Below are 20,648 nucleotides of genomic sequence, written 5' to 3'. Positions count from 1 at the left end.
CTTTTAGCTTTTAGCTTTTATTAAAATAGCTCTCTTAAAGCCAAAAAAGGCTACCAGGCTTAGAAGATTAAATGCGTTCCAGCTAGCGCTTTAGTTGCAGCATTTTTAGTTACTAAGCTTAAGCGCCTTGATGTGATACACAGATCGTTATACCTTGAATTTCAGACACAAAAAAGCGAACCCAAAGGTTCGCTCTTTTAATAATTACGATAAATAGGTAAACCTAAAAGCGTAATTATTTGAAGTAACGTACTGGCTAGCCAGTGACGTCGACTTTCAAATTAGATAGCAACTACGTTAGCTGCTTGTGGGCCTTTTTGACCTTGCTCTAAATCGAAAGAAACTTTTTGGCCTTCAGCTAAAGTTTTGAAACCTTCAGAAGCGATAGCACGGAAATGTACGAATACATCTGCGCCGCCATTGTCTTGAGTGATGAAGCCGAAACCTTTGTCTTCGTTAAACCATTTTACGATACCAGTAGTGTTAGACATAATGTGTCCCTTATATAATTAAGAATTAAAAAATTTATCGCGAAAATGCGATGCGCTGAGAGCTGAATTATTTAATGTGACGATGAAGCTAAGGGAAACACAGAGGAACAACGATAACGTAGAATTCTGAGGCTTTACTTTTACTTGATGTTTCATTAATAACTCTGAATGTCAGAGCGAGGTGAATCTTACATTAGTTTAAAAAATTGTAAAGGTATTATTTTATTTAAATATCAAAACAGCCAGATATCTGACCACTGACTAACAGGTATATAGCACAATTAATCGCTAATATACTTATGCTTAGCAGTAATTATAGCTCTGGCTGCTATGGTTTAGCTGTGATTGATAATAATATAGCTTGTCACTTGGCTATGACGGTTATCATGGATATTTACAGTGGATTAACTTTTTTCAACGCCCCGAAACGATCAGCATCAATCCCTTGCTTCCAATAGCCAACAGCAAAGATGTTAAGCCTTTCAAAACCAAGCTCTTGTTGTAATACGGGCTTCAAAGCGCGTATTTGACCAGCTTCTAGCCCCATAAAGACATGACTATCCTTGGGTAAGTCTTTAGCGATTAGTTGTACTTGTTGCTCAAGGGTTATTGTTGACTCATCTTCAATAAACCAATGAGTATTTTTTGAATCGTCATAATCCATCTCAATGATATCAGCACGGGTAGGCACGCTAATAATGGCCTTTAATTGGGCATCAGGATTAAATCTAGGCACGTAACCATTTATGGCATTTACAGAGGTGATATCCCCCACCAGCAAGTAACTATGGTGATTAAAGTCAGTTAATTTCATCAAACCTGGGCCCGCTATACTAATACGGTCGCCCACTTTTGCCTTTTTTGCCCAACTGGTGGCAGGACCTTGGTGACGGTTAATCACAAAATCTAACCCTAGCTGGTTAGTGTGTGGGTTAAAAAAACGAATCGTGTACGAGCGCATTTTTTGCGCTTCATCGCCCGTCGATGGCAAAAACACTTTAACGTGCGCGCCTTCAAGCCCCTGCGGAAAACCTTGTAAACTGGTTCCGCTAAAGATAATTCGACGTAAATGAGACGACAGCTCAATAATTTCTGCAACCTGTACAGAGCGCAAATTGGGCTTTCTAGGCTTCATAGAGACATCCTCTTCGACTTGAAAAAAAACTAGTAAGTTGATAAGGTCAACCATAGTTAACATTGTTGACTAAGTCAACTAATTATCAGGACCAACCAAAAATGAGTCACTTATCCATTTCTGATGCGATTTTTAACATCGCACATTCATACCGTTTAGCCATGCGATCTTCTCTTAAGGCTAATGAAATTGGCTTAAATGCCATGCATGTTAAATGCCTTAGCTTGATTAACAACAGTCACACTTGCACCGCAAACGATATTGTTAACCTTTTAGCCAGAGATAAAGCACAAATTGCTCGGTTAATAAAAGAAATGATGGATAACCAATGGCTAACGAAAACGGCAAACCCAGAAGATAAAAGAAGTCAGATATTATCACTGACTGCAGACGGTAAAAAACTCGCTGTACTGATTGCAAAAACCCAAAACGATGTGAATCAAAAAATGCTGCGAAACCTGCCAGTTGAAGACTTGGCCACATTTACACGCATTGCTGATGCGCTCTTTAATAACCTTAATGACAATGAAGAATAAGCGGCCTTTTAGTTAGTTGCCTTTATCTTAGCCGGTTTTTAGCATGACAAGTCTTTCCTAGCACTAAGGCTTGTAAGCCGAGCGATATCAGTGCTAAATACTTGGCAGTAGCTTTGACGCGAATAGCCACAAATTTGCTATTGAAACGAATCGAATAACAGATTAAAATGCGCCCAAATTTGAGGGAGTAGCCGTTCTGTCACCACGACAGGAGGTTGTGTCAACATAATTGGTCGAAGACCATGGTGCAATCAACGCTTAGCATTAAGCGTCTGGCGAGACTCGAATGACCACACGCATATAGCTAGGGCTGGGCGTGGGTTTTTCGTGTCTTAACACAACCAGCCCTTGCAGTGCGTTATATTATGTTGTCATTATTTTTACCTTTACTTGCACTCGTTGCAGGTCTTATCGCTTTATCTGTCAGTGCCGACCGGTTGATCGCAAGTTCTGCGACTCTGGCTAAGCATTGCAAAGTCTCTATGTCCTTTATCGGTATGACTGTGGTGGCTTTTGGCACCTCAGCTCCAGAACTTCTCGTGTCCTCTATCGCAGCCCTAAATGGTGCTGGCGAACTCGCTATTGGTAATGGTATTGGCTCTAATATCGTTAATATAGGATTAGTGCTTGGCATTTGTGCTTTACTCGTGCCGTTATCCATTAAAGTCCATTTCATTCGTCGGGATTTACCTATCTTAATCGCGGCAATCTTATTTTGCGCCCTGTTAATGTCAGACGGCAATTTAGACTTCCAAGATGGCTTATTACTACTAGTAGCGTTAGCGGCATATTGTGGTTACCTAGCCTTTTTAGTGGGTAAAGGCGAAGCTGACGCAGAAGAAGTTGAGTTTTTAGAAATATCTAAAAGCCGCTCTGCTGTGGAAACGCTATTAATGCTAAGTGTGCTGTTAGCCGCCTCACAACTGATGGTTTGGGGCGCTGTAGAACTGGCTAAAGCTGCCGGGATCAGTGAGTTAATCATTGGGCTAACCGTTATTGCCTTTGGTACCAGTTTACCAGAGTTAGCAGCAGCCATTGCTGGAGTGCGCCGCGGTATGCATGACATGGTATTTGCAACTGTGATTGGTTCAAATATTTTCAATATACTTGGGGTGATTGCCTTCCCTGCGCTGTTAGGTGACAAGCAGCCATTACCAGAATTATTGGTCGCCCGTGATTACCCTATGATGCTGTTACTCACCGCTATCGTCGCTGTGGCATTTATGGTTACTTATTTTAAACAAAGAAACATCCCTGCTACTGAAAAAAGTTATACCTTTGGCCGCACTGCGGGGGCGCTGTGTTTAGTGAGCTTTAGTGGCTATATGCTTTATCTCGGCGCTGTGACAATGCAGGCCTAGTTAGCTAGGTAAATATTAACTAGGTAACCATTGGCTAGGTAAACAAAAGACAAATAACAGTGGGGTTCGAGTGCCCCACTGACCTTTACCCTTCGCTTACTTAACCTTCTCATTCCTATTCTGTATTTTCTTGATTACTGCCAAGCGCTATCAGGCTTCCAACTCTCTGCCCACATTGGTAATTGCTCAGCAGGCATTGGCCGTGCAATACCATAACCTTGCGCTAGCATGCAGCCCATAGACAATAGCTGGGTTCCATGTTCGATGGTTTCAACACCTTCAGCAATAACTTGGCGATGAAAAGCCCGCGATAAACTAATCACCCCCATCACAATGGCGCGGTCATCAATATCAATCAGCATGCCTTTGACAAAACTCCGATCAATCTTCAGTAGGTTGGCAGGTAAACGTTTAAGGTAAGTGAGTGATGAAAACCCTGTGCCAAAGTCATCAAGTGCAAAGCTGACGCCAATATTAATGCATTGCTCCATTGTCGCCAGCACTTGCCCCATATCCCCCAGCGCGCTGGTTTCTAGTATCTCAAGCTCCAATGAACTCGGTTTAATCAACGGTCGCTGCGCTAATGCTGCTGAGAGTTTGGCAGTAAAATCTTTTTGTTGTAATTGTAAGGCGTCAATATTAACGCTGACAGCAATATCAAAGCCAGCAAGGGTCCATGAATACATCTGTGAAAGCGCGGTATCAATAACCCAATTTCCCAAAGTGACACTGATGGAATGATTATCAATAAAAGGAAGAAACTCCCCAGGTAATAGCAAGCCTTTCTCTGGGTGCTGCCAACGGATCAACGCCTCACAACCGATCACAGTGCCTAATTTCATATTCACTTTCGGCTGGTAATATAAAACAAACTCATCTTGCTCAATCCCCCGCTGAATATCATCAATCACCTCAAGGGTGCTTTGTAAGGATTTGTCTTTATTGACATCAAACAGGTGATAGCGGTTTTTGCCACTTTGTTTAGCTATATACATGGCCTGGTCGGCATGGCGTATCAGTTGATCTGCACTCACACCATCTTGAGGGTACAAGGTAACGCCAATACTGGCAGACACCTGCAAAATGGCTCCAGCAGCTTTAATCGGACAACTTGCTACCTCTAGCATCCGCTCTAGAACCAACTCACAATCGTGCATGCTTTCTAAATCCACCAGTAAAGCAATAAATTCATCACCACCAATACGGGCCAGAATGTCTCCATCTCGCAGAGTTTCGCTCATTAACTGCGACAAAGTAATTAGCAACTCGTCACCGACATTATGGCCATAGGTGTCATTAACGGCTTTGAATCCATCTAAATCAAGGTAAGCCACGGCTAAAAATTTTCCGCGTCTGATGCTCTGACTCATTGCATGATCCAGTCGTTCCGCCAGCATTACCCGATTGGCTAACCCTGTTAGCGGATCATAATGGGCAATGTGTTCTAGTTGTTGTTGATGGCGCTTCATTGAGGTGATATCTGAAAACAGTGCGACATAGTTTTGGGTTTGCCCCTCGGAATCTGTAACCGCACTAATGGTGATTAGCTCGGCAAATATGTCGCCATTTTTACGCTTATTCCACAGCTCGCCTGACCACTGCTTATGTTGTAATAACGATGCCCACATCCTGTTGAAGAACTCGCTGTTGTGCCTACCTGAGTTTAAAAAACGTGGGTTTCTGCCAATGACTTCTTCTCGCTCATAACCGGTAATCGCGCTAAAAGTGGCGTTAACATCAATAATAACCCCATTAATGTCGGTGATCATGATGCCCTCACGGGCATGAGTAAAAACACTGGCTGCGAGTTTGAGTTGATCTTCAATTTTTTTATTATTACTAATATCAATAACTTCAATAACTCGTGCATTACAGCCTTTATAAGTAATATTTTTTCCCTTAATGCTTAGCGGATATCGTGTTCCGTCCTTGCGAAGGCCTTCAGCTTCAAAACTATTTCTATCATCTTGATGCATTCTTATTTTTACCGCTTCAAGATACTCTTTCGCGATTAATTTCAAACCATCCATACCAATGAGCTCTGAGTAACTGAAACCAGTAATAGTGGATAAACCATTATTACACTCAAGGATACGGCCCTGATCATGGATAACAATACCGCCATAGGTTGCTTCGCTAAGAGCCCTAAAGCGCTCCTCACTTTGCTGTAAAGTCGTTTTAGCCTCTGCCAAACGTCGATTAAACAAGTGCATATAGAGAGTGATACTACTGGCTAAAACCACCAAAAAAAGCGCTATGGATAATACCGGGTAGAGCCAGTTAGGAGTTGATGTAGGGCTATCATTATAAATAAAGCCATCAAGGTGACGAATATCATTGACCACACTGGCCTTAGCAAAGGTATTTGCCATATGTTGCCAGCGAACAGAGTTCATATGCCCAATTTGGATCAAATTAGGCAGAATCAAGTTTTGCATTGCATTAGCTTCATAGAGCAAATGCTCACGGGTTTTATTAACCTGATACTTAGCCATTAATATATCGACTATTTCTTCAGGGTTGTCCATGGCATAGCGCCAACCTTTGAGGGTCGCTCGCCTCATTGCCGCTACACGTTTTGGATAATTATTTAACTCAGCTTCAGTAGTGAAAAAAATATCACTATAAAAATCAACTCGGTAGCTTACTGGATCAATAATGTCATAGGGGACATTAGCTTGAGCAAGTACATAGGGTTCATTGGTAATATAAGAGTTAAAAGCATCCACCTTGCCCGTGATTAAATCATCAAGCTGAAAGCTGCTGGGGACGATCTCAAGCTGTGACAAGGAAATGCCTTCATTAACTAACATGGTCAAAAAGCCTGCATCTTTATCCTTATTCGCCAGCATCACTCTTCTGCCAATAAGGTCATGGGCAGAGCGTATTCCTGACTCTTTTAACGTCAACAAGATAGATGGTGAATGCTGAAAGATAGCAGCCAAAGCAATAAGTGGTTCACCTAAAAGGCGATGGTATAGCACCTCACTGTTACCTACTGCATATAAAGCATTACCCGATAACACTTCGGCTACCGGTAAGCGTTGCGGATCGCCTTCAAGCAAACGAACCTCAAGACCTTCTTCTTGATAAAAACCCTTTTCTAACGCAGCATAATAGCCGGCGAATTGAAATTGATGATGCCAACGTAACTGCAAATATACGATATCCACTGCTTTTGTTGACGCTAGTGATAACGATTCTGATATTTGGGTTATTTTGAGCTGTGCTGAGGTTTTTACAGAGCGTTCAACTAAAGGCTCAGATTTAGGCTCTGATAAGGGGGCAGATAAAGCAGCAGCGAACGAGCTAGATACGCTTACGATTAACAAAGTCACTAAGACAAATAGCACACACACAACTGCTGCACGACGCATCATCGAAGCATAGATACAATTTCTGAGCGATAATAAACCAAACCACATGCAGTAAACCTTAGCGCTAACAGTCGATAAAGGGTGCTAAATGCTGTACTTAAACCATGAATTTATTGGTACTGAGATTAAGAAATAAACGGCATTGCCATCGCAGGGAGGGGAATATAACTAAAGCTATTAGAATCTAAAAATTGCTCTTCTTCCCTGATATTAAAATCGACTTAAACCGCTAAAACTACTTTTTATCTTTGCAGCCAAAACACTGAATAATAAAAGTATAGAAGATAACAACACCTTCGCCATCAGCCAGGCTAGTTTAATCTAAAAAAGTGTCAAATAACGCCAATTTGTGGCAAGTATGTATTCAAGCTGAGTGTGAATAGCTTGGATATACTGCCAATAAAATATGCAAACCGATAAGATAACCCAGCAAAGAGTTCACCTGACTCTGAACTCTGGAAAAATAGCACTGAGCAGGTGGGCAAGTTAACACATGCCCACACACAGCTTAGCGCTCAACTCAGGCTAGTCTTGCTTCAAAAAATGCCACGGTTCTTGACCAAGCAAGTTCAGCATTTTTCTCATCATAACGGCCGGTAGAGTCATTATGAAAACCATGATTAGCATTTGGGTACATGTGCATGACGTAATCAACATCAGCAGCCTTTAAATCCGCTTCATATTCAGGCCATGAAGCATTAACTCGTTTATCGAGTTCACCTAATTGGATCATCAACGGCGCTTTAATATTTGACCGTAAGGCTTTGGCCGCTGGCGTACCATAAAATGGAACTCCGGCATCAATCAGATCGCTTTCTATCGCGGCTAAATAATTCACCATATAGCCACCAAAACAAAAACCTACTGCCCCCAGTTTACCGTTAGATTGCTGATGTGATTTTAAAAACTTAGCAGCGGCAACAAAATCATATTGAATTTTTTCACGCTCAAGGGTGCGCTGCATGGATCTGCCTTCATCGTCATTGCCAGGATAGCCACCTAGCGGAAACAAGGCATCAGGCGCAAACGCAATAAAGCCTGCTTTAGCCAGCCTGCGGGCCACATCTTTGACGTAAGGGTTTAAACCTCTATTTTCATGAATAACCAATACCACAGGGAATTTACTATCAGGGTTTTCTACAGCTTGGGTGGGTAACACTAAATAGCCTCGACCTTCGCCATGGCCTTGGGGGGACGCAAAGTTCTGATAACTGGCTTTAATGTCACTATCGTTAAATGACACTTGCTCGGCTAAGGCATAATTAGGTAATAGCGCACTGGTTAATACTGTCATGGAATAGCCCAGCGCCACTAAACCGGTTAATTTTTTCATAAAAGTACGACGGTCCATACCGCCATGTGCATATTCATCGTACCAATCAAAAGCTTCTTGTGGAATATTATTATTTTTCATATTTTACCCATATCAAATTAGCGGCGCTGGTGTATTGACTTGATTACTATTAACTCATCGCAGCATTTACCTAAACAAATGAGAATAACAATCAAAACCATTTTGACTAATTAATATGCGGTAAGCTTGCTTAAAAAGCAAACATAAAGCAGTTGATTTATTTACACTAAAACATAAGCAAATAACGGCGCGCCAATCACCATAGCAATACCGGTAAAAATCATGGTTAGGCTGGCCACAACCCCTTCCTCTTGGCCAATTTCAGCCGCCTTGGCCGCGCCCACACCATGGGCAGCGCCGCCTAAAGCTGCACCTTTTGCCAATGGGCTTTTAATTTTGGCTAATTTAAATACAGGGCCGCAAAGTAACATGCCTAGCACCCCAGTAATTAATACTAAGGTTGCAGTTAAATCAGGTGCACCGCCAAATGCGGTAGTTGCCTCAATAGCAAATGGGGTTGATACTGAACGCACCAGTAAACTGTGTGATAGCTCAGGCGGTAAATAAACAAACTGCTCAATCAGCCATGAAGATAATAATCCCACCAGCAAACCAGTAATCACCCCAATGCTAATTGTTAATGGATAACGGCCAATTAACTTACGCTCACGGTATATGGGCAGCGCAAAGGCAATAGTTGCTGGCGCAAGCAAAGCGCTAAGATAATGGTTATAAACAAAATAAGTAGGTAACGGCACTGAAAAAATCACTACCAATACCATTAAACTTGCCGGTGTTGAAATAATCGGTGACAACCACCAGTAATGGTAATGACGGTATAAAAACTTACTTGTAAAATAAGCCACTAAGGTTGCTAGCAGACAGATTAGCGCAGCGGTTTGTGATGTCATCCATGGCGATGTCATTAAGGTCAATGAGCTAAGAAACTGCATATTAAACTCCCACCGTATCTGACGTTGCCAGCGCTGCATCTGCTAACATTTTTGTCGCTCTGTTGCGACTTGCGCGGTTTCTACGGCGCTCGAATCTAAATACCCTATCAATAACAAAGCCGGTGATCACTAACACTGAAATACTGCCCAGCACTAAGGTGAACATCAAACTCATCCCAAACTCTTCAAACATAGGAGCATAATGGATTGAGGCGATAACGGGAGGAATAAAAAACAGCAATAATTCACCAATTAACCACATTGCGCCAACGGCCACAAACCGCTCAGGTAACCACTTAAATGCCAGCAGGCTGTACAAAAAAATCAGGCCAATCACACTACTTGGTATGGGTAACGCTAACAGCTCAACCAAGTATTGGGCGCTAAAAGCTAACCCACACAAAAAAGCCACTTGTAACAGCAAATAGGAAGTTCGTTTTACAAACATCAGGGAGGAAGTCATAACACATCAGATTAAATTCGTTTCGAGGTGGCTATTTTACCCTTGCAATAAAAATAAAAATAATGAATATTATTTACCAATTAAATAACTAAAAGCTATGTAATTATGGATCTTAAAACGCTGCAATATTTTGTCGACATCGTAAACTGTGGTGGCTTTAATCGCGCTGCAGAAAAAATCCATATTAGCCAACCTGCGCTGTCAAAATCCATCACCCAATTGGAAGCTGAACTTGAGCTTACGCTACTCACCCGTGGTAAACGCGGCACAGCCGTAACCCTTACCAGCTACGGCCAGCTGGTGTATGACTATGCGCAGCAGTTACTCAGCACCAAACAAGCGCTGTTTGATGAAATAGCCTTACTGAAAGGGCTCCATAAAGGGCAGTTAAAATTAGGCTTAGCGCCACTGGGCAGCGCCGAGCTATTTGCGCCAATTATTGCCAAATACCAGCAACGTTATCCACACATTAATAATCAGCTGTTAGTTCGCGGTGGAGTGCAACAAACCTTAGCATTAAAAAATGGCGAAATAGAGCTAGCAACAGGTATTATCGAGCTTAATCAAGAGTTTGAAGGAATAGCAATTCATACCGAGCCTATGGTCGTGGTGCTGCCAAGTCAGCACCCGCTGGCAAAGCAGCCGCAAATATCCATCAAGGCACTGGGTAACTGCGAGCATATCTTATTTGAAGCAGAGTTTTCACTGCATGAGATGGTCATTAATGCTTATCAACAGGCTGGTATCAGCATAGAAAGCCCAACCTTAGTGAATCAACCTGAGTTTGGCATAGCGCTGGTTGCTGCAGGCACTGGGATAATGTTATTACCTAAGTTTATTGCCGAGCGTTATCAACTGGAAGGCGTGGTGCAGCGTGAACTTATTGATACCAATTTAAGCTGGAAGATGAATTTATTTTGGAGTAAAGGCAAGCCATTATCTTTTGCCGCAATTGCCATGATTGAGCAGGTTAAAGAGCACCTTAACCAGCTAGCGCTTTAAATGCTAAAGTTGAATCATTTCAGATGAGATATCTCGCTATCAAACAACCTGAAAGTGATAATAGAAATGGATCGATTCTAAAGACAATTTAGGGCATAAGTGATTGAGTAATGCCGCAGTGGACGAAAACCCGGGCCAAGCGGCGGCTTTTTGCTTTTTCTAGCTGACCTTGTTAAAAGTAGTCACGACTGACCCAAGATGCGCCAGTGAACGAACACGCAATGACATAAGAGCCATGACAAAGTTTTCGCTTCTTTACATGTACACTTTAGCATTCTCGTGAAATCTAGTACGCTCTGATTTCCATCAGCTATCCTTACGGCCATACCCATGATTGAAGTTTCAAAGAACTTCATTAGCTGTTGAGTTGACATCATCCTTTTATTATCTTCCGCAGCTTCATGTGCTATGAATTTCTCGCCTTTCCAATCTAACAAGTTTACTAGCAAGAATCAGGGCAAGATAACGATGCCAATTTACAATAGAATACGGTCTTAGATGTTATATCACATTCTAAGACCTTCTATTACTTAATAGGATCCAGTTAAAAGCTATAGCCAATATCTGTACCGTTACTGATACTCAGAGTTTCACCGAGTAAGGTGAAACTCATTTCTGATGAATCATAAGTAGTGACTTTATAGCAAACTTATTAAAGCTTTTTTGCAGATGAAAGTTCAGCTTCTAGCTCTTTCATCGCTTTTTGAGTTTTAAATTCAGAATAAAGTACGGCTTCATCGTTAGGATCTAGCTTTTTACCAGACTCTTTAATTAACTTGTCAAATAAAGGCTTAGTATTTTCCATAATGACTAATGCACACAATTGTTTTTGATCATCAATACGAGCAAAAGCGACTTCTTTTGGTATTGCGCCTACAAGACTTTGTTCAGCAATCTGTTTGCTTACTTGTGCAAAGCTTGAACTACTTGTAGTCGTGTCATCTTCTTGTTGCTGTTGGTTAACTAGCTTATCCATCACCATTGCTTTAGTGTTTATTTGCGCAGCTAGATCTGCACGTGCGTTGGCAATCGCTTGTGCTCTACTTGCAGCCATATTACCGCTCCACTGAACACAGCTTGAAGATGCTAAGCCTGTTTCATGTGTCGGCATCAATACCCAACTCGGGACACTGTCATTTTCAGCTAGCGGTGTCGACTGAGGCTCTTGAGTGCTACTACATGCACCAACTAAAAGAAGGGTGCTAGCGATCATTAAATGTTTCTTCATCATAATTTACTGTTTCCATTCCATGTGGGTAATTTTGCTTGGTATTGCTCTTCTAATTTACGAACTTTTTTAAGGTAATTCTTAGTTTCAGAATAAGGTAAATCTTGCATTAGAGTGTGATAAACCTGCTCACTAGACATGGTATTTATTTTCCCTAATGCTTGTTTAACATTGCGATTGCTACCACCATTAAATGCCTTAGCGACATTACCTGCACCGGTATTGTAAGCCGCTATAACGCAGTATTTTCGACTTTGAGGATCAATAATGCCCTTAAGGTAGCGCTCAGATAATATCGAAAGATAGCCTGCTCCATAGAGAATATTTGTTTCTGGCTGATAGAGTTCGTTTGCGGTGGGAGCAGCTTCTTGTTGAAGCAACTTATTAGCCACATCCATTCCTGCCGATCTCGGGACAATCTGCATTAAGCCAAAGGCTGGTATATGGGATTTTGCTTCTGGATTAAATGATGACTCAGCATGGGAGATTGCTAACAATAAAGCCAGTTCTTGTCGCTGCTCACTGGCTTGTGTATTAAACGAATCCAAATATGGTGATGCCTTTTTATATAAATAGTCGTCAGGTAACGCAATCGTATACGACTGTATATTCTTATACTTCACATCCTTCTTTTTAACTTGCTCTACTTGTTTTTCAAGGTTTTTAACTCGTAACTGCTGTTGCTTATCAAGCTGTTGCTTCTTAGTCTTTAGCTCAGTTTCAGTAAGCCTTTCGTCAGCCTCAAAGCTATTTACGACTTGCTCATGCTGCACAATAATTTGTTGTTTTAGCAAAATTTCAGATGCTTCGACTTGAGGTTGCTGAATCATTTTTGGCGTTGTTTGCTGTAACAATTCAAAAGAATCGTCATTGTCGATGACGATTTTTACTAACGTCGCTGTATTGCTTTTATCCAGTTCTGCTGACGTTAAAGGATCATCCCCAACAAGCTGCTCTATGGTTAACGTATTGGCTTGTTCGTTAACAATAATCCTGCTGTTTAAATCGTCACTATAAACAATTTCTTGCTCAATTGAGCTTTGCGCAGGTGCAGCCCATTGCTCTAGCAGTTGGCCACGAAATGCATCATATTCTGCCAAGTATTGCTGCCTAAATGTGTCATATTCTTGCTGTCTTTGTTGGCTGAAATCCTGTTGCTGCTGTTTCCAGCCTTTTTTAAACTCATCAAAAGAGGCATCTGTTGCGAGTACCAAAGACGGTAGAAGTATCATTGGTAGCAGTAGTTTACGCATGACTATGTCCTTAAAAGTAAGCATTGAATTCATACTTTGTCAGCAATGAATCTGCAATATATTGCGGTGAAATCTCAGAAATGCCATAAAAATTAGCAGTATAAGCCGCTAGTTTTTGTGTTAATTGGCTTACCTCTGCAGAATTGTCTTCTAACGTTGCATGTTCAAGCTCATTCAAGGTTAAAGTGGCATTTGTTTGAACTTGTTCATATTCAGTGAAACCGGCCAACAAATTTAAGTACATTCCCTGTGCCCCTAATTCTTTAGATTGCAGGTAGTAACTCACATTTTGATAATCATAAAAAAATAAATTTGAATCAGCTGTTATATCTGCAATGGTATTGGCTTTAAGTAAGTGGTCAGTAAAAGGTACTGCTGGGGTGAACTCAGCAAGTAACGGATTTTCATGTTGTAAGCTATGTAGCACAATTCCCACAATGCGCTGCTCTTTGTTAATTAGCGTCAGCAGATATTTAGGATCTTTATAATAACGATATTCGATATTGGGATCTAAATTCGAGGTTTTAATCACCTGAGGAATACCCACACTCTGCTGCACAAACTCAAGATAATTACCAATATCCAAAGCTGCTACTCTTTTATCCTCTATCTGGTGAGTAAAATGAGTAATGAATGCTTGATAACCCTCTGTAAGTAATTGCTTGGTGTCAGCCCAATTACCCAAGCCCATTAGCACCACCATCAGCACTAAAAAGCCTGAAGCGACTCGAGCAAAAAAGCCTTTTTTCTTGGGCTGGCCACCGGTATTGACGGTGTTTTTATTTAAAATATCTTGAGCATTCATTCGCTAAATTTTTATCCTTTACGTTTTACAATATGGCTTTATTGTTCTTAGTGATTAAAAATAACTACTTAAATCATCGGCTTGACTAGCTTCAATTTGTTGTAATTTGTCCTCTGCATTTTCAAGCAATTGCAGACAGACTGGCTCATCACAGGCCCCCATTAAGTTCACCACTTCATCAAATTTTTCAGCGGCTAACCATATTTTCCCGACGGCTATTTTACTTTGGTTTAGGGTTAATTTTTCAGGGTGTAAATGTTCGTCTAAATAGGCTAAAGCTGATGCTAAATCAGTTTGGCTCGCAATTAATGCCACCGCATCGGCTTGTGTTCGCCTATGCTGTAACGCCACCTTTAGCATCGCACGTAATAACTCAATATCACCGTCTTCTGCTGCCCACCAAGCGCCAGTGAGTGCCAGCCCGGCTATATTATATGAAGCATCACTAGAACTAACCTTACCTTCACAATTCAAACCATCGTGTGTTTTTTCTTGTTGATAATCCGTAATATTGGCATCTATAAAACTCAATGGTTTTGGCAGTACTTGCGACGTACGCGCCATTAAATCAGCGCGCACTTGCTCTCGTAGCGGTAACGTTAACGCACGCCGACAAGCTGCTTGTAAAGCAGCTTTTGAGTGTGTTTTTAAAGCCACCACTTTAGCGCTACTACCATTTGCCTCACTAATAAAAAAAGGGCTAGTTTCTCTAACGACACCACTACTATCTACGGAAATGTCGCCAGAGAAAATCGAGGCAGCTAAAACAATAGATAGCATTAAAGCTCCTCGGTGCTCGATACCTTGCCTGAAGCTGCTTGTGGGTTTGCCGCGTTATTATTTACACCGCCAACAGCCTTAATTTTGCGAGCTGAGTTATCGCTGGCATTTAAACTTTGCCCACCCACTTGCATCTCTTTATTGGCTTTTTTCGCTGTAGCTTCAAGGCTTGGTGAATACACTGCAATACTGTACTGCCAGTAACCATCTTCACTACTAAAGCTTTTTACACTGACACCCGCAGGCAGTGTTCCCTTTGCTAGTGTCGAGTAATCATCAGATTGTTTAAATTGGTTAACAAAGGTTTCACGATCATTTTCAAGCACTTTTACTTGCTGAGGATCTTGCATGTAAGGGTCGTCATATTGAAATTGTGAAGAACCTTCCATTTGCTTTTCATCAAAGCTACCTTCCCAATACACTTTCTCACCTTGCATGGTTGCCAATAATGCTGAGCGAGCTCGGGTTTGCGATTGTGACTTGGCTGCAGAGCGTAACTTATTGGCTACAGACTTATTTTTATTTTGTCGAATAATCGCAGAGCCATACCCCATAACAACAACTTCACCGGTTTCTGCATGGGTGAGGATTTTAGCGCCGACTGGAGGTAACACCCCACCTTTGATATCGCTAACAACTTGTTTAAAAATGCTATTAGGATCTGTGGTGACCGCTACTGCACCATGCTTTTGACGCACTTGAGCACGTGTTTTAGGCGTAGAAATTAAACTCACACGCACATTACTTGCTGCAACATCGTCATACACATCAAATGTCACGAAGCCTGCAAGAGAACCTGAGATCGACTCCTTACAGGCTTCCATCATTTTTGTTTGTGTATTGGCAACACTATCAACGCCAGTATCAATCGCATCCATACTGGTCTGAACGAGATTACTACATTGATGATCAACCCCTGTCATGTTTTCGATTAGCTGCTTTTTTGCGATCAAGTAAGCTTGGTTATAGGCGCCTCGCTTAGATAGTAATGTGGCATTGAGGTTGTCATAGGTGGTGTAACTGACGCTACCAATAGACAAAATCCCTGTTCCACTACCAACCTGGATCATTTTGACACCGTCTTCATCATTTTCAATCAACGCTTGATGTGCAACCGCAACCGCCAAACTGGCATCATCAGCGACGATGGCATCACCTTGCACGAGCACATCATCGCTATCAACCTGTTCAGCACCAGGTCTTGCCGGCACCATATCGGTTAAATCAAAGTCATCGCTCGCCATTGCTGGCATAGAAAGCGAAAGCGCTAGAGTTAATATTCTTAATTTCAAAATAGTTTCCTTACTTTTTAATATCTAAGAGTAAAATCATTTTCAATACTGATGGCGGATAATCTGTTACCAGTGGTAGTTAACACTTGATGCACGGCATCAGCGAGGTCACCTGTCGCGCCTTTATATCTCAGGCTAGCAACAATGTTGTTATCTTTTTCATATATGGTCACATCAGACACTCCGCCCAAGGTACTTAACAATGCTTGAAGTTTTTGCGGTTGCTTGATTTGGGATTGGGGTAACCATATTTGGCGGACTAGTCCGCCTCGAGCAACAACTTGAGTAAACGCCTGTTGCAACGCTTGTTGTAAATCTTGGGCTTGTTGTTCATGGGCAAGATGAACTGACATTAAGTCTTGTTCAACTCGCTGACCACTGGGCAAAGCTAATAGCGCAGGGTTATTTTTCCAGTGGCCATAGATATTACCGCTCAAATCTTGAACGCTCACATTGAGGTGTAATCGACTGGTATTGGTGGTATTCGCTAACTCAGCAGCGGCCAATACCACTAAACTAGCCACGTTAGCGACTTCCACACCTTGCTCACCTAACCATAAGGTTAATTCGGTTTTTAAAGGCTCTGGCGCAATCACTTTCACCCGCGGCGAGCCTATTACTGATAAAAGCTTGGATGCTTGCTGCACTAGCGGTTTTTTTTCAACTACCGCATGCAATGTCACTTGCAAACCATCATTATCGATATTTTGGCTATCTAAAATCTGCCACTCTTTAACTAAACCTTCGCTATGGCTGGATAACTGTTGCCCAATAAGCTCTTGCATTTGGGTGGTTTCAGTATCATTTAACACCTGTAAGTTCATCAATGATGACTGACTGTGCTGCTGGGTTAACCACACGCCAACCACCTGTGAAACAGCTCGTTGTAAAGCATCCATTTCAGCATGATGACGAGCGGTTTTGCCATTTTTAGGCCAACCTTCACCCGACACGGTAACACTGATATTTTGAGTACCTTCTTCCCAGTTTTGATGGCTAGGAGCAGGAATATCCAGCAAAGACAAGCTAACGCTGACACAAGTATCATTACCACTTAAGCTAGGTGATGAGGTGTTTAATGGAATAGCCCCCATACTTAACCCCTCAATAATGTCACTACGTTGCTGCTCATAAAGGCGCACAGTGTCATCATCTAACGATGCTCCTAAAAACTGATTATTGTCGGTAATAGCTAAACTTTTATTACCTTTAATAAATGCTGCCAGCTCTGCCGCAGCTTGGGTTTTAGCACTAGAAATAGCCAAGTTACCACGACCATAAGCGCAGGCAGTTGTTTCCATCATGCCATCAGGGAGAACCTTCACCTCTGCCGCCAGTGGCGTAGACAATAAGGCTAATAAACTTAAGCCTATTGTTCTCATGTGCGTTTCTCCAAAAAGCCTTGTGGCGTCCCTACAGAAACAGCAAATACCTTACTGTTAGGATTAGGGCGATAAATTCCACCTTTAGCTTTTTTCTTGATTGAATCCGCAAGGTCATTATCTTTCCAGCGAATGATCTCGCCAATAGAACTATTGGCAGAAGGAGTCACATGAGCAACACCAATAGGTTCAACAAACCCTGCTTCATAGCTAAATACAATCATGGTTTCATTGGGTAATACACCTGCATTTTGACCGCGGTCTAGACTTAGTTGATTACCTTTTATACCCATTACCTGAGTAGTTGCAGGCATTTCTGTCAGCATACGCGTTAATAAAATATCAATGCCACGAGAAGCCATATCATTGACTACGGCATTAACATGAGCACTATCAAAATAACGGAAGCCACTCACATAACGATTGCTGGCAGTGACGTATTTGAGTTCAGACCGCTGGCGCACATCTTCAGATTTAACTCTAATTTTGCCTAAATTAGGGTGAGATAATTTTTCACGAGTGTAAGGATTAAGCACCGAACTGGTTAGCTCTAAGGTGTAATCCATCCAACTGGTGATACTGCCTTCATTTTTAACCGTTCGTAGTGAATCTAATTTAACGATGTAATCTGGATGAAGCACTTGCTGGCTACTGACTTTTTCAGCTAATGCTTTAGCCCCTTGCTGAACAAGAACTGTTTGTTGTTCTTGTGAGACAGTTTTATCGTCACGGGTAACAATTCTAAAACGATTAATGCCAGCAAACTGATTCTCTAGCATCATTAACAGTTGCTGATCTTCAAAGGCACTTAATGCTTCAACCCCTTCCCCTTCACCAGTAACCCTAGCGACGTCAAAATACATCCGGACAATAGGTTTTTTCAGTGGGCAGCCATCATTTTCATTGTTTACATCGAAACTACAGCGGTCTAAACCCTGAGTATCAAAATAAGACGGAACACGAATGTCACTGTCTTTAAATTCGTAAGCACTTTTTGCCACTTCCGCATTAGATGCTCGATTACTGACTTTATCTGTGCGAGTCTGCTGTGCAGGAGTACTTTGACAACCCGCCAGCACAGCTAAAGCGAGTAGAGAAAAAGAAGCATATTTTACAAATTTCATAACAAATCCTAATTATCGAACATCCAATTACTGATAGGGTCTTGTACTTGTGTTTCTAACTGCTGCAGCGCAATTGACTTAGCTATCGCAGAATCAGCACCGACGCCTTCGGCAACAACATTGCGCTGATGTAATACTCTAAAAGGTGACTTGGTTTCTGTAATCGACAGCAACAAATTGGCTTGGGCTAAGCGCTTAGCACCACGATTAGCGTATTTCCATTTCAGATTAGCTTTGACCCACAAAGGCGTATTACCACCTTGAGGAAGTGCGCTGCTTAATACTGATTTAACCGTAGCTAATTCATGACTGGCGATGACTTGGCAGGACACAGAATCAAATGCCTGCCGCTTATGCGCCATAAAACCATCAAGCTGTTGATAAAAATCACTATTACTAGCATTGAGTAAGCTCAGTACCCTTAAGCGCTTATTGGCAACATCGAGGGTTTCATCATAGCGAAGCGCCCAAATAAACTTCTGGCTGGGTTTTGCAGGAGGGGGTGACAGACGGGACAAAATAGCCAACTCATTTTCTAAGTTAGCGATGAGTGTCGATTTTTTTATTCCAAGCAGTAAAGCTGTTTCAGTGTCGACTTGCGCAGCCTCTAACTCCTCTACACCTTCAAGTGTAAAAGGCAAACTACTCATCTGACTCGTTTGCGTAAATTGGCTTTCTGCATGGCTGTTTTTAGTCGTTATAACCTGAGTTTGCTCAACGCTGTAATCAACACTTAATTGCGCTACGATCTCGCTTAAAGCCGCATCTCTGGCAGCGATACGATCGCTGCCAGTCCCAACGCCAATGATGTAATCATCATTGTTAGGAGTATGCGTTACCCACTCAGGCCAAGCATATACAGAAGCGCTAAAAGCAATTGCCATAAAAAAGGCAAATAGGCTTTTAATCATTAGCTTTTAGCTTCCTGCTCTTGTTGAAGCTGTTTAACTGCATCAATTGTTTCTTTCTCTAAATCAATAATTTCATTAGCTTCTAGTGCTAGTGATAGTTGATCCGTGGCTTTTAATAACGCAGTGCCAAGATCTTGTGGATCCTCTTCTTTTTCTTCTTTATTTCCGAAGTAACCATTTACAACATTTAATGTATCTTGACCTACTTTAACAGCAGTTGCTTGCGCTACTGCTGTACCATGTTCAGATAAAATATAAGCAGACTTAGCCATTTCTAACATCAAAGTCTTTGTTAACTCAACATTTTGGTTGTAAACATTTTCATTAGCTTGGCTATAAGCATTAATTTTTGGTGCAATTTTTTCTTCTTCAGTTTTAGCGCCAGCATCAAACTCTGCAATGGCAAGCTCAAGCTCTTCAGGAGTGGCATCTTTATAAGCATATAAAAATGCTTGTACATCCCTGAAGTTTTCAGTTTGCTTTCTATATTCACCAATAACATTACGCTGACGTTCTAATATCGCAGCCGCCATATTCAAAAACTCATCAACACCAGGTTGAATAGTTACTGGGTTATAGCCTAAGTTATCCATTTTGACAGTAAGCTCTGATACAGCTTGATCTCGATCAAGCGTTGCAGCGTTATCAGATGTTGAAGCACAGCCAGTAAATAATGGTACGCAGATTAATGCACAGATGAGAGATTTTTTCACGTGATAGTTCCTTTGATAATAGAATTATCAAGGAAGAAGGCGCAGGCAAATATTATAAAAAATGGATCTTCCATAATAAATTTCTTAACTCTTCCCTGAATCGTGTTTTCATACTACAACAATAAAAAAATATAAACCACAGGAAAGTAACGCATTTTTACATCGCAATCACAAATTTAGACACTCAGCACAAACCGACAACAACCCAGTAAATAGCATGTACATTAGAAAAAAAACACAAAATAAAACTATTACAAAAACAAATTACAGAATAAAATTCCGCATATAAATTAAAAAATAACAACTAGGTTATCGTGAACGATAAAATTCACTCAATATTTATTTATTTAATATAAAAATATTAATATCTTTATATTAAATTTTTGAAATATATAAAAAGTACTTTTCTCTTCCTCCTCTATACCTCAATTAAGAGTGTGCAGTTATTATTTGAATTCGGGTTTTCAATGCTTAGCTAAACGTAATAT

The 20,648-nt window shown here is 41.3% G+C and carries 18 protein-coding genes; 3 read left to right on the top strand and 15 right to left on the bottom strand.

What is annotated here, in order from left to right:
* Positions 1-281: 281 nt before the first annotated feature.
* Both AB4160_RS09930 and AB4160_RS09925 read right to left on the bottom strand, forming a co-directional pair.
* On the bottom strand, positions 282-491 hold the full coding sequence (locus AB4160_RS09930) for a cold-shock protein (protein ID WP_076539522.1): 210 nt from the start codon (positions 489-491) through the stop codon (positions 282-284).
* A 394-nt stretch (positions 492-885) separates the two neighbouring features.
* The gene (locus AB4160_RS09925; protein ID WP_102520781.1) at positions 886-1,626 is read right to left on the bottom strand and encodes a siderophore-interacting protein; all 741 of its coding nucleotides are present in this window, start codon (positions 1,624-1,626) and stop codon (positions 886-888) included.
* A 101-nt stretch (positions 1,627-1,727) separates the two neighbouring features.
* On the opposite strand from AB4160_RS09925, the gene AB4160_RS09920 reads away from it, so the two are divergent.
* A complete protein-coding gene (locus AB4160_RS09920) occupies positions 1,728-2,162 on the top strand; it encodes a MarR family winged helix-turn-helix transcriptional regulator (RefSeq protein WP_102439129.1) in 435 nt (144 codons plus the stop codon).
* A gap of 365 nt (positions 2,163-2,527) precedes the next feature.
* On the top strand, positions 2,528-3,523 hold the full coding sequence (locus AB4160_RS09915) for a calcium/sodium antiporter (RefSeq protein ID WP_241901121.1): 996 nt from the start codon (positions 2,528-2,530) through the stop codon (positions 3,521-3,523).
* Between the two features lie 134 nt (positions 3,524-3,657).
* Here AB4160_RS09915 and AB4160_RS09910 read toward each other — a convergent pair whose 3' ends face one another.
* The 4 genes from AB4160_RS09910 to AB4160_RS09895 all read right to left on the bottom strand — a co-directional run bounded on the left by AB4160_RS09910 (position 3,658) and on the right by AB4160_RS09895 (position 9,655).
* Complete coding sequence (locus AB4160_RS09910; RefSeq protein ID WP_372004439.1) at positions 3,658-6,948, bottom strand: EAL domain-containing protein; 3,291 nt, start codon at positions 6,946-6,948, stop codon at positions 3,658-3,660.
* 472 nt (positions 6,949-7,420) lie between these two features.
* Positions 7,421-8,314, bottom strand: a complete 894-nt coding sequence (locus tag AB4160_RS09905; protein ID WP_372004437.1) for a dienelactone hydrolase family protein — start codon at positions 8,312-8,314, stop codon at positions 7,421-7,423.
* Between the two features lie 161 nt (positions 8,315-8,475).
* Positions 8,476-9,207: an LrgB family protein gene (locus tag AB4160_RS09900; RefSeq protein WP_241904037.1), complete on the bottom strand. Its 732-nt coding sequence runs from the start codon at positions 9,205-9,207 to the stop codon at positions 8,476-8,478.
* Between the two features lies 1 nt (position 9,208).
* On the bottom strand, positions 9,209-9,655 hold the full coding sequence (locus AB4160_RS09895; RefSeq protein WP_372004435.1) for a CidA/LrgA family protein: 447 nt from the start codon (positions 9,653-9,655) through the stop codon (positions 9,209-9,211).
* Between the two features lie 120 nt (positions 9,656-9,775).
* On the opposite strand from AB4160_RS09895, the gene AB4160_RS09890 reads away from it, so the two are divergent.
* Positions 9,776-10,672, top strand: coding sequence for a LysR substrate-binding domain-containing protein (locus AB4160_RS09890; protein WP_102477038.1), 897 nt, complete (start codon positions 9,776-9,778; stop codon positions 10,670-10,672).
* A gap of 652 nt (positions 10,673-11,324) precedes the next feature.
* Here AB4160_RS09890 and AB4160_RS09885 read toward each other — a convergent pair.
* From AB4160_RS09885 to AB4160_RS09845, 9 genes are read right to left on the bottom strand one after another with little or no spacing between them, the layout of a single operon-like run.
* Positions 11,325-11,903: an LPP20 family lipoprotein gene (locus tag AB4160_RS09885; RefSeq protein WP_241901119.1), complete on the bottom strand. Its 579-nt coding sequence runs from the start codon at positions 11,901-11,903 to the stop codon at positions 11,325-11,327.
* Positions 11,900-13,153, bottom strand: coding sequence for a transglycosylase SLT domain-containing protein (locus tag AB4160_RS09880; protein ID WP_157936439.1), 1,254 nt, complete (start codon positions 13,151-13,153; stop codon positions 11,900-11,902). Before AB4160_RS09880 ends, AB4160_RS09885 begins: the two co-directional genes overlap by 4 nt.
* Before the next feature lie 10 nt (positions 13,154-13,163).
* The gene (locus AB4160_RS09875) at positions 13,164-13,958 is read right to left on the bottom strand and encodes an ETEC_3214 domain-containing protein (RefSeq protein ID WP_241901118.1); all 795 of its coding nucleotides are present in this window, start codon (positions 13,956-13,958) and stop codon (positions 13,164-13,166) included.
* A 54-nt stretch (positions 13,959-14,012) separates the two neighbouring features.
* Positions 14,013-14,738 (bottom strand): hypothetical protein, encoded by a 726-nt coding sequence (locus AB4160_RS09870; RefSeq protein ID WP_102439142.1) that lies wholly within the window; start codon positions 14,736-14,738, stop codon positions 14,013-14,015.
* Entirely contained in the window at positions 14,738-16,030 is a 1,293-nt protein-coding gene (locus AB4160_RS09865; protein ID WP_102439143.1) for a hypothetical protein, read from the bottom strand. The genes AB4160_RS09870 and AB4160_RS09865 overlap by 1 nt, the downstream gene beginning before the upstream one ends.
* Positions 16,031-16,047: 17 nt before the next feature.
* On the bottom strand, positions 16,048-17,412 hold the full coding sequence (locus AB4160_RS09860) for a hypothetical protein (protein ID WP_102477036.1): 1,365 nt from the start codon (positions 17,410-17,412) through the stop codon (positions 16,048-16,050).
* On the bottom strand, positions 17,409-18,536 hold the full coding sequence (locus AB4160_RS09855) for a hypothetical protein (RefSeq protein ID WP_372004432.1): 1,128 nt from the start codon (positions 18,534-18,536) through the stop codon (positions 17,409-17,411). The genes AB4160_RS09860 and AB4160_RS09855 overlap by 4 nt, the downstream gene beginning before the upstream one ends.
* Positions 18,537-18,544: 8 nt before the next feature.
* Positions 18,545-19,447, bottom strand: coding sequence for an LPP20 family lipoprotein (locus AB4160_RS09850; RefSeq protein WP_372004429.1), 903 nt, complete (start codon positions 19,445-19,447; stop codon positions 18,545-18,547).
* Positions 19,447-20,160, bottom strand: a complete 714-nt coding sequence (locus tag AB4160_RS09845; RefSeq protein WP_372004427.1) for a hypothetical protein — start codon at positions 20,158-20,160, stop codon at positions 19,447-19,449. The genes AB4160_RS09850 and AB4160_RS09845 overlap by 1 nt, the downstream gene beginning before the upstream one ends.
* Positions 20,161-20,648: the final 488 nt, after the last annotated feature.

It is taken from the genome of Shewanella sp. 10N.286.51.B8 (assembly GCF_041469325.1).
Taxonomy (GTDB): Bacteria; Pseudomonadota; Gammaproteobacteria; order Enterobacterales; family Shewanellaceae; genus Shewanella.
Note: the sequence above shows the minus strand (reverse complement) of the source record. Positions and strands in the feature narration are given on the sequence as shown.

Excerpts from the sequence above, each read along its gene's own strand:
- AB4160_RS09910 (WP_372004439.1), bottom strand. The coding sequence starts at position 6,948 with ATGTGGTTTGGTTTATTATCGCTCAGAAATTGTATCTATGCTTCGATG.
- AB4160_RS09880 (WP_157936439.1), bottom strand. The coding sequence starts at position 13,153 with ATGCGTAAACTACTGCTACCAATGATACTTCTACCGTCTTTGGTACTC.
- AB4160_RS09930 (WP_076539522.1), bottom strand. The coding sequence starts at position 491 with ATGTCTAACACTACTGGTATCGTAAAATGGTTTAACGAAGACAAAGGT.
- AB4160_RS09855 (WP_372004432.1), bottom strand. The coding sequence starts at position 18,536 with ATGAAATTTGTAAAATATGCTTCTTTTTCTCTACTCGCTTTAGCTGTG.
- AB4160_RS09915 (WP_241901121.1), top strand. The coding sequence starts at position 2,528 with ATGTTGTCATTATTTTTACCTTTACTTGCACTCGTTGCAGGTCTTATC.
- AB4160_RS09850 (WP_372004429.1), bottom strand. The coding sequence starts at position 19,447 with ATGATTAAAAGCCTATTTGCCTTTTTTATGGCAATTGCTTTTAGCGCT.
- AB4160_RS09870 (WP_102439142.1), bottom strand. The coding sequence starts at position 14,738 with ATGCTATCTATTGTTTTAGCTGCCTCGATTTTCTCTGGCGACATTTCC.
- AB4160_RS09900 (WP_241904037.1), bottom strand. The coding sequence starts at position 9,207 with ATGCAGTTTCTTAGCTCATTGACCTTAATGACATCGCCATGGATGACA.
- AB4160_RS09890 (WP_102477038.1), top strand. The coding sequence starts at position 9,776 with ATGGATCTTAAAACGCTGCAATATTTTGTCGACATCGTAAACTGTGGT.
- AB4160_RS09895 (WP_372004435.1), bottom strand. The coding sequence starts at position 9,655 with ATGTTTGTAAAACGAACTTCCTATTTGCTGTTACAAGTGGCTTTTTTG.
- AB4160_RS09925 (WP_102520781.1), bottom strand. The coding sequence starts at position 1,626 with ATGAAGCCTAGAAAGCCCAATTTGCGCTCTGTACAGGTTGCAGAAATT.
- AB4160_RS09920 (WP_102439129.1), top strand. The coding sequence starts at position 1,728 with ATGAGTCACTTATCCATTTCTGATGCGATTTTTAACATCGCACATTCA.
- AB4160_RS09860 (WP_102477036.1), bottom strand. The coding sequence starts at position 17,412 with ATGAGAACAATAGGCTTAAGTTTATTAGCCTTATTGTCTACGCCACTG.
- AB4160_RS09885 (WP_241901119.1), bottom strand. The coding sequence starts at position 11,903 with ATGATGAAGAAACATTTAATGATCGCTAGCACCCTTCTTTTAGTTGGT.
- AB4160_RS09875 (WP_241901118.1), bottom strand. The coding sequence starts at position 13,958 with ATGAATGCTCAAGATATTTTAAATAAAAACACCGTCAATACCGGTGGC.
- AB4160_RS09905 (WP_372004437.1), bottom strand. The coding sequence starts at position 8,314 with ATGAAAAATAATAATATTCCACAAGAAGCTTTTGATTGGTACGATGAA.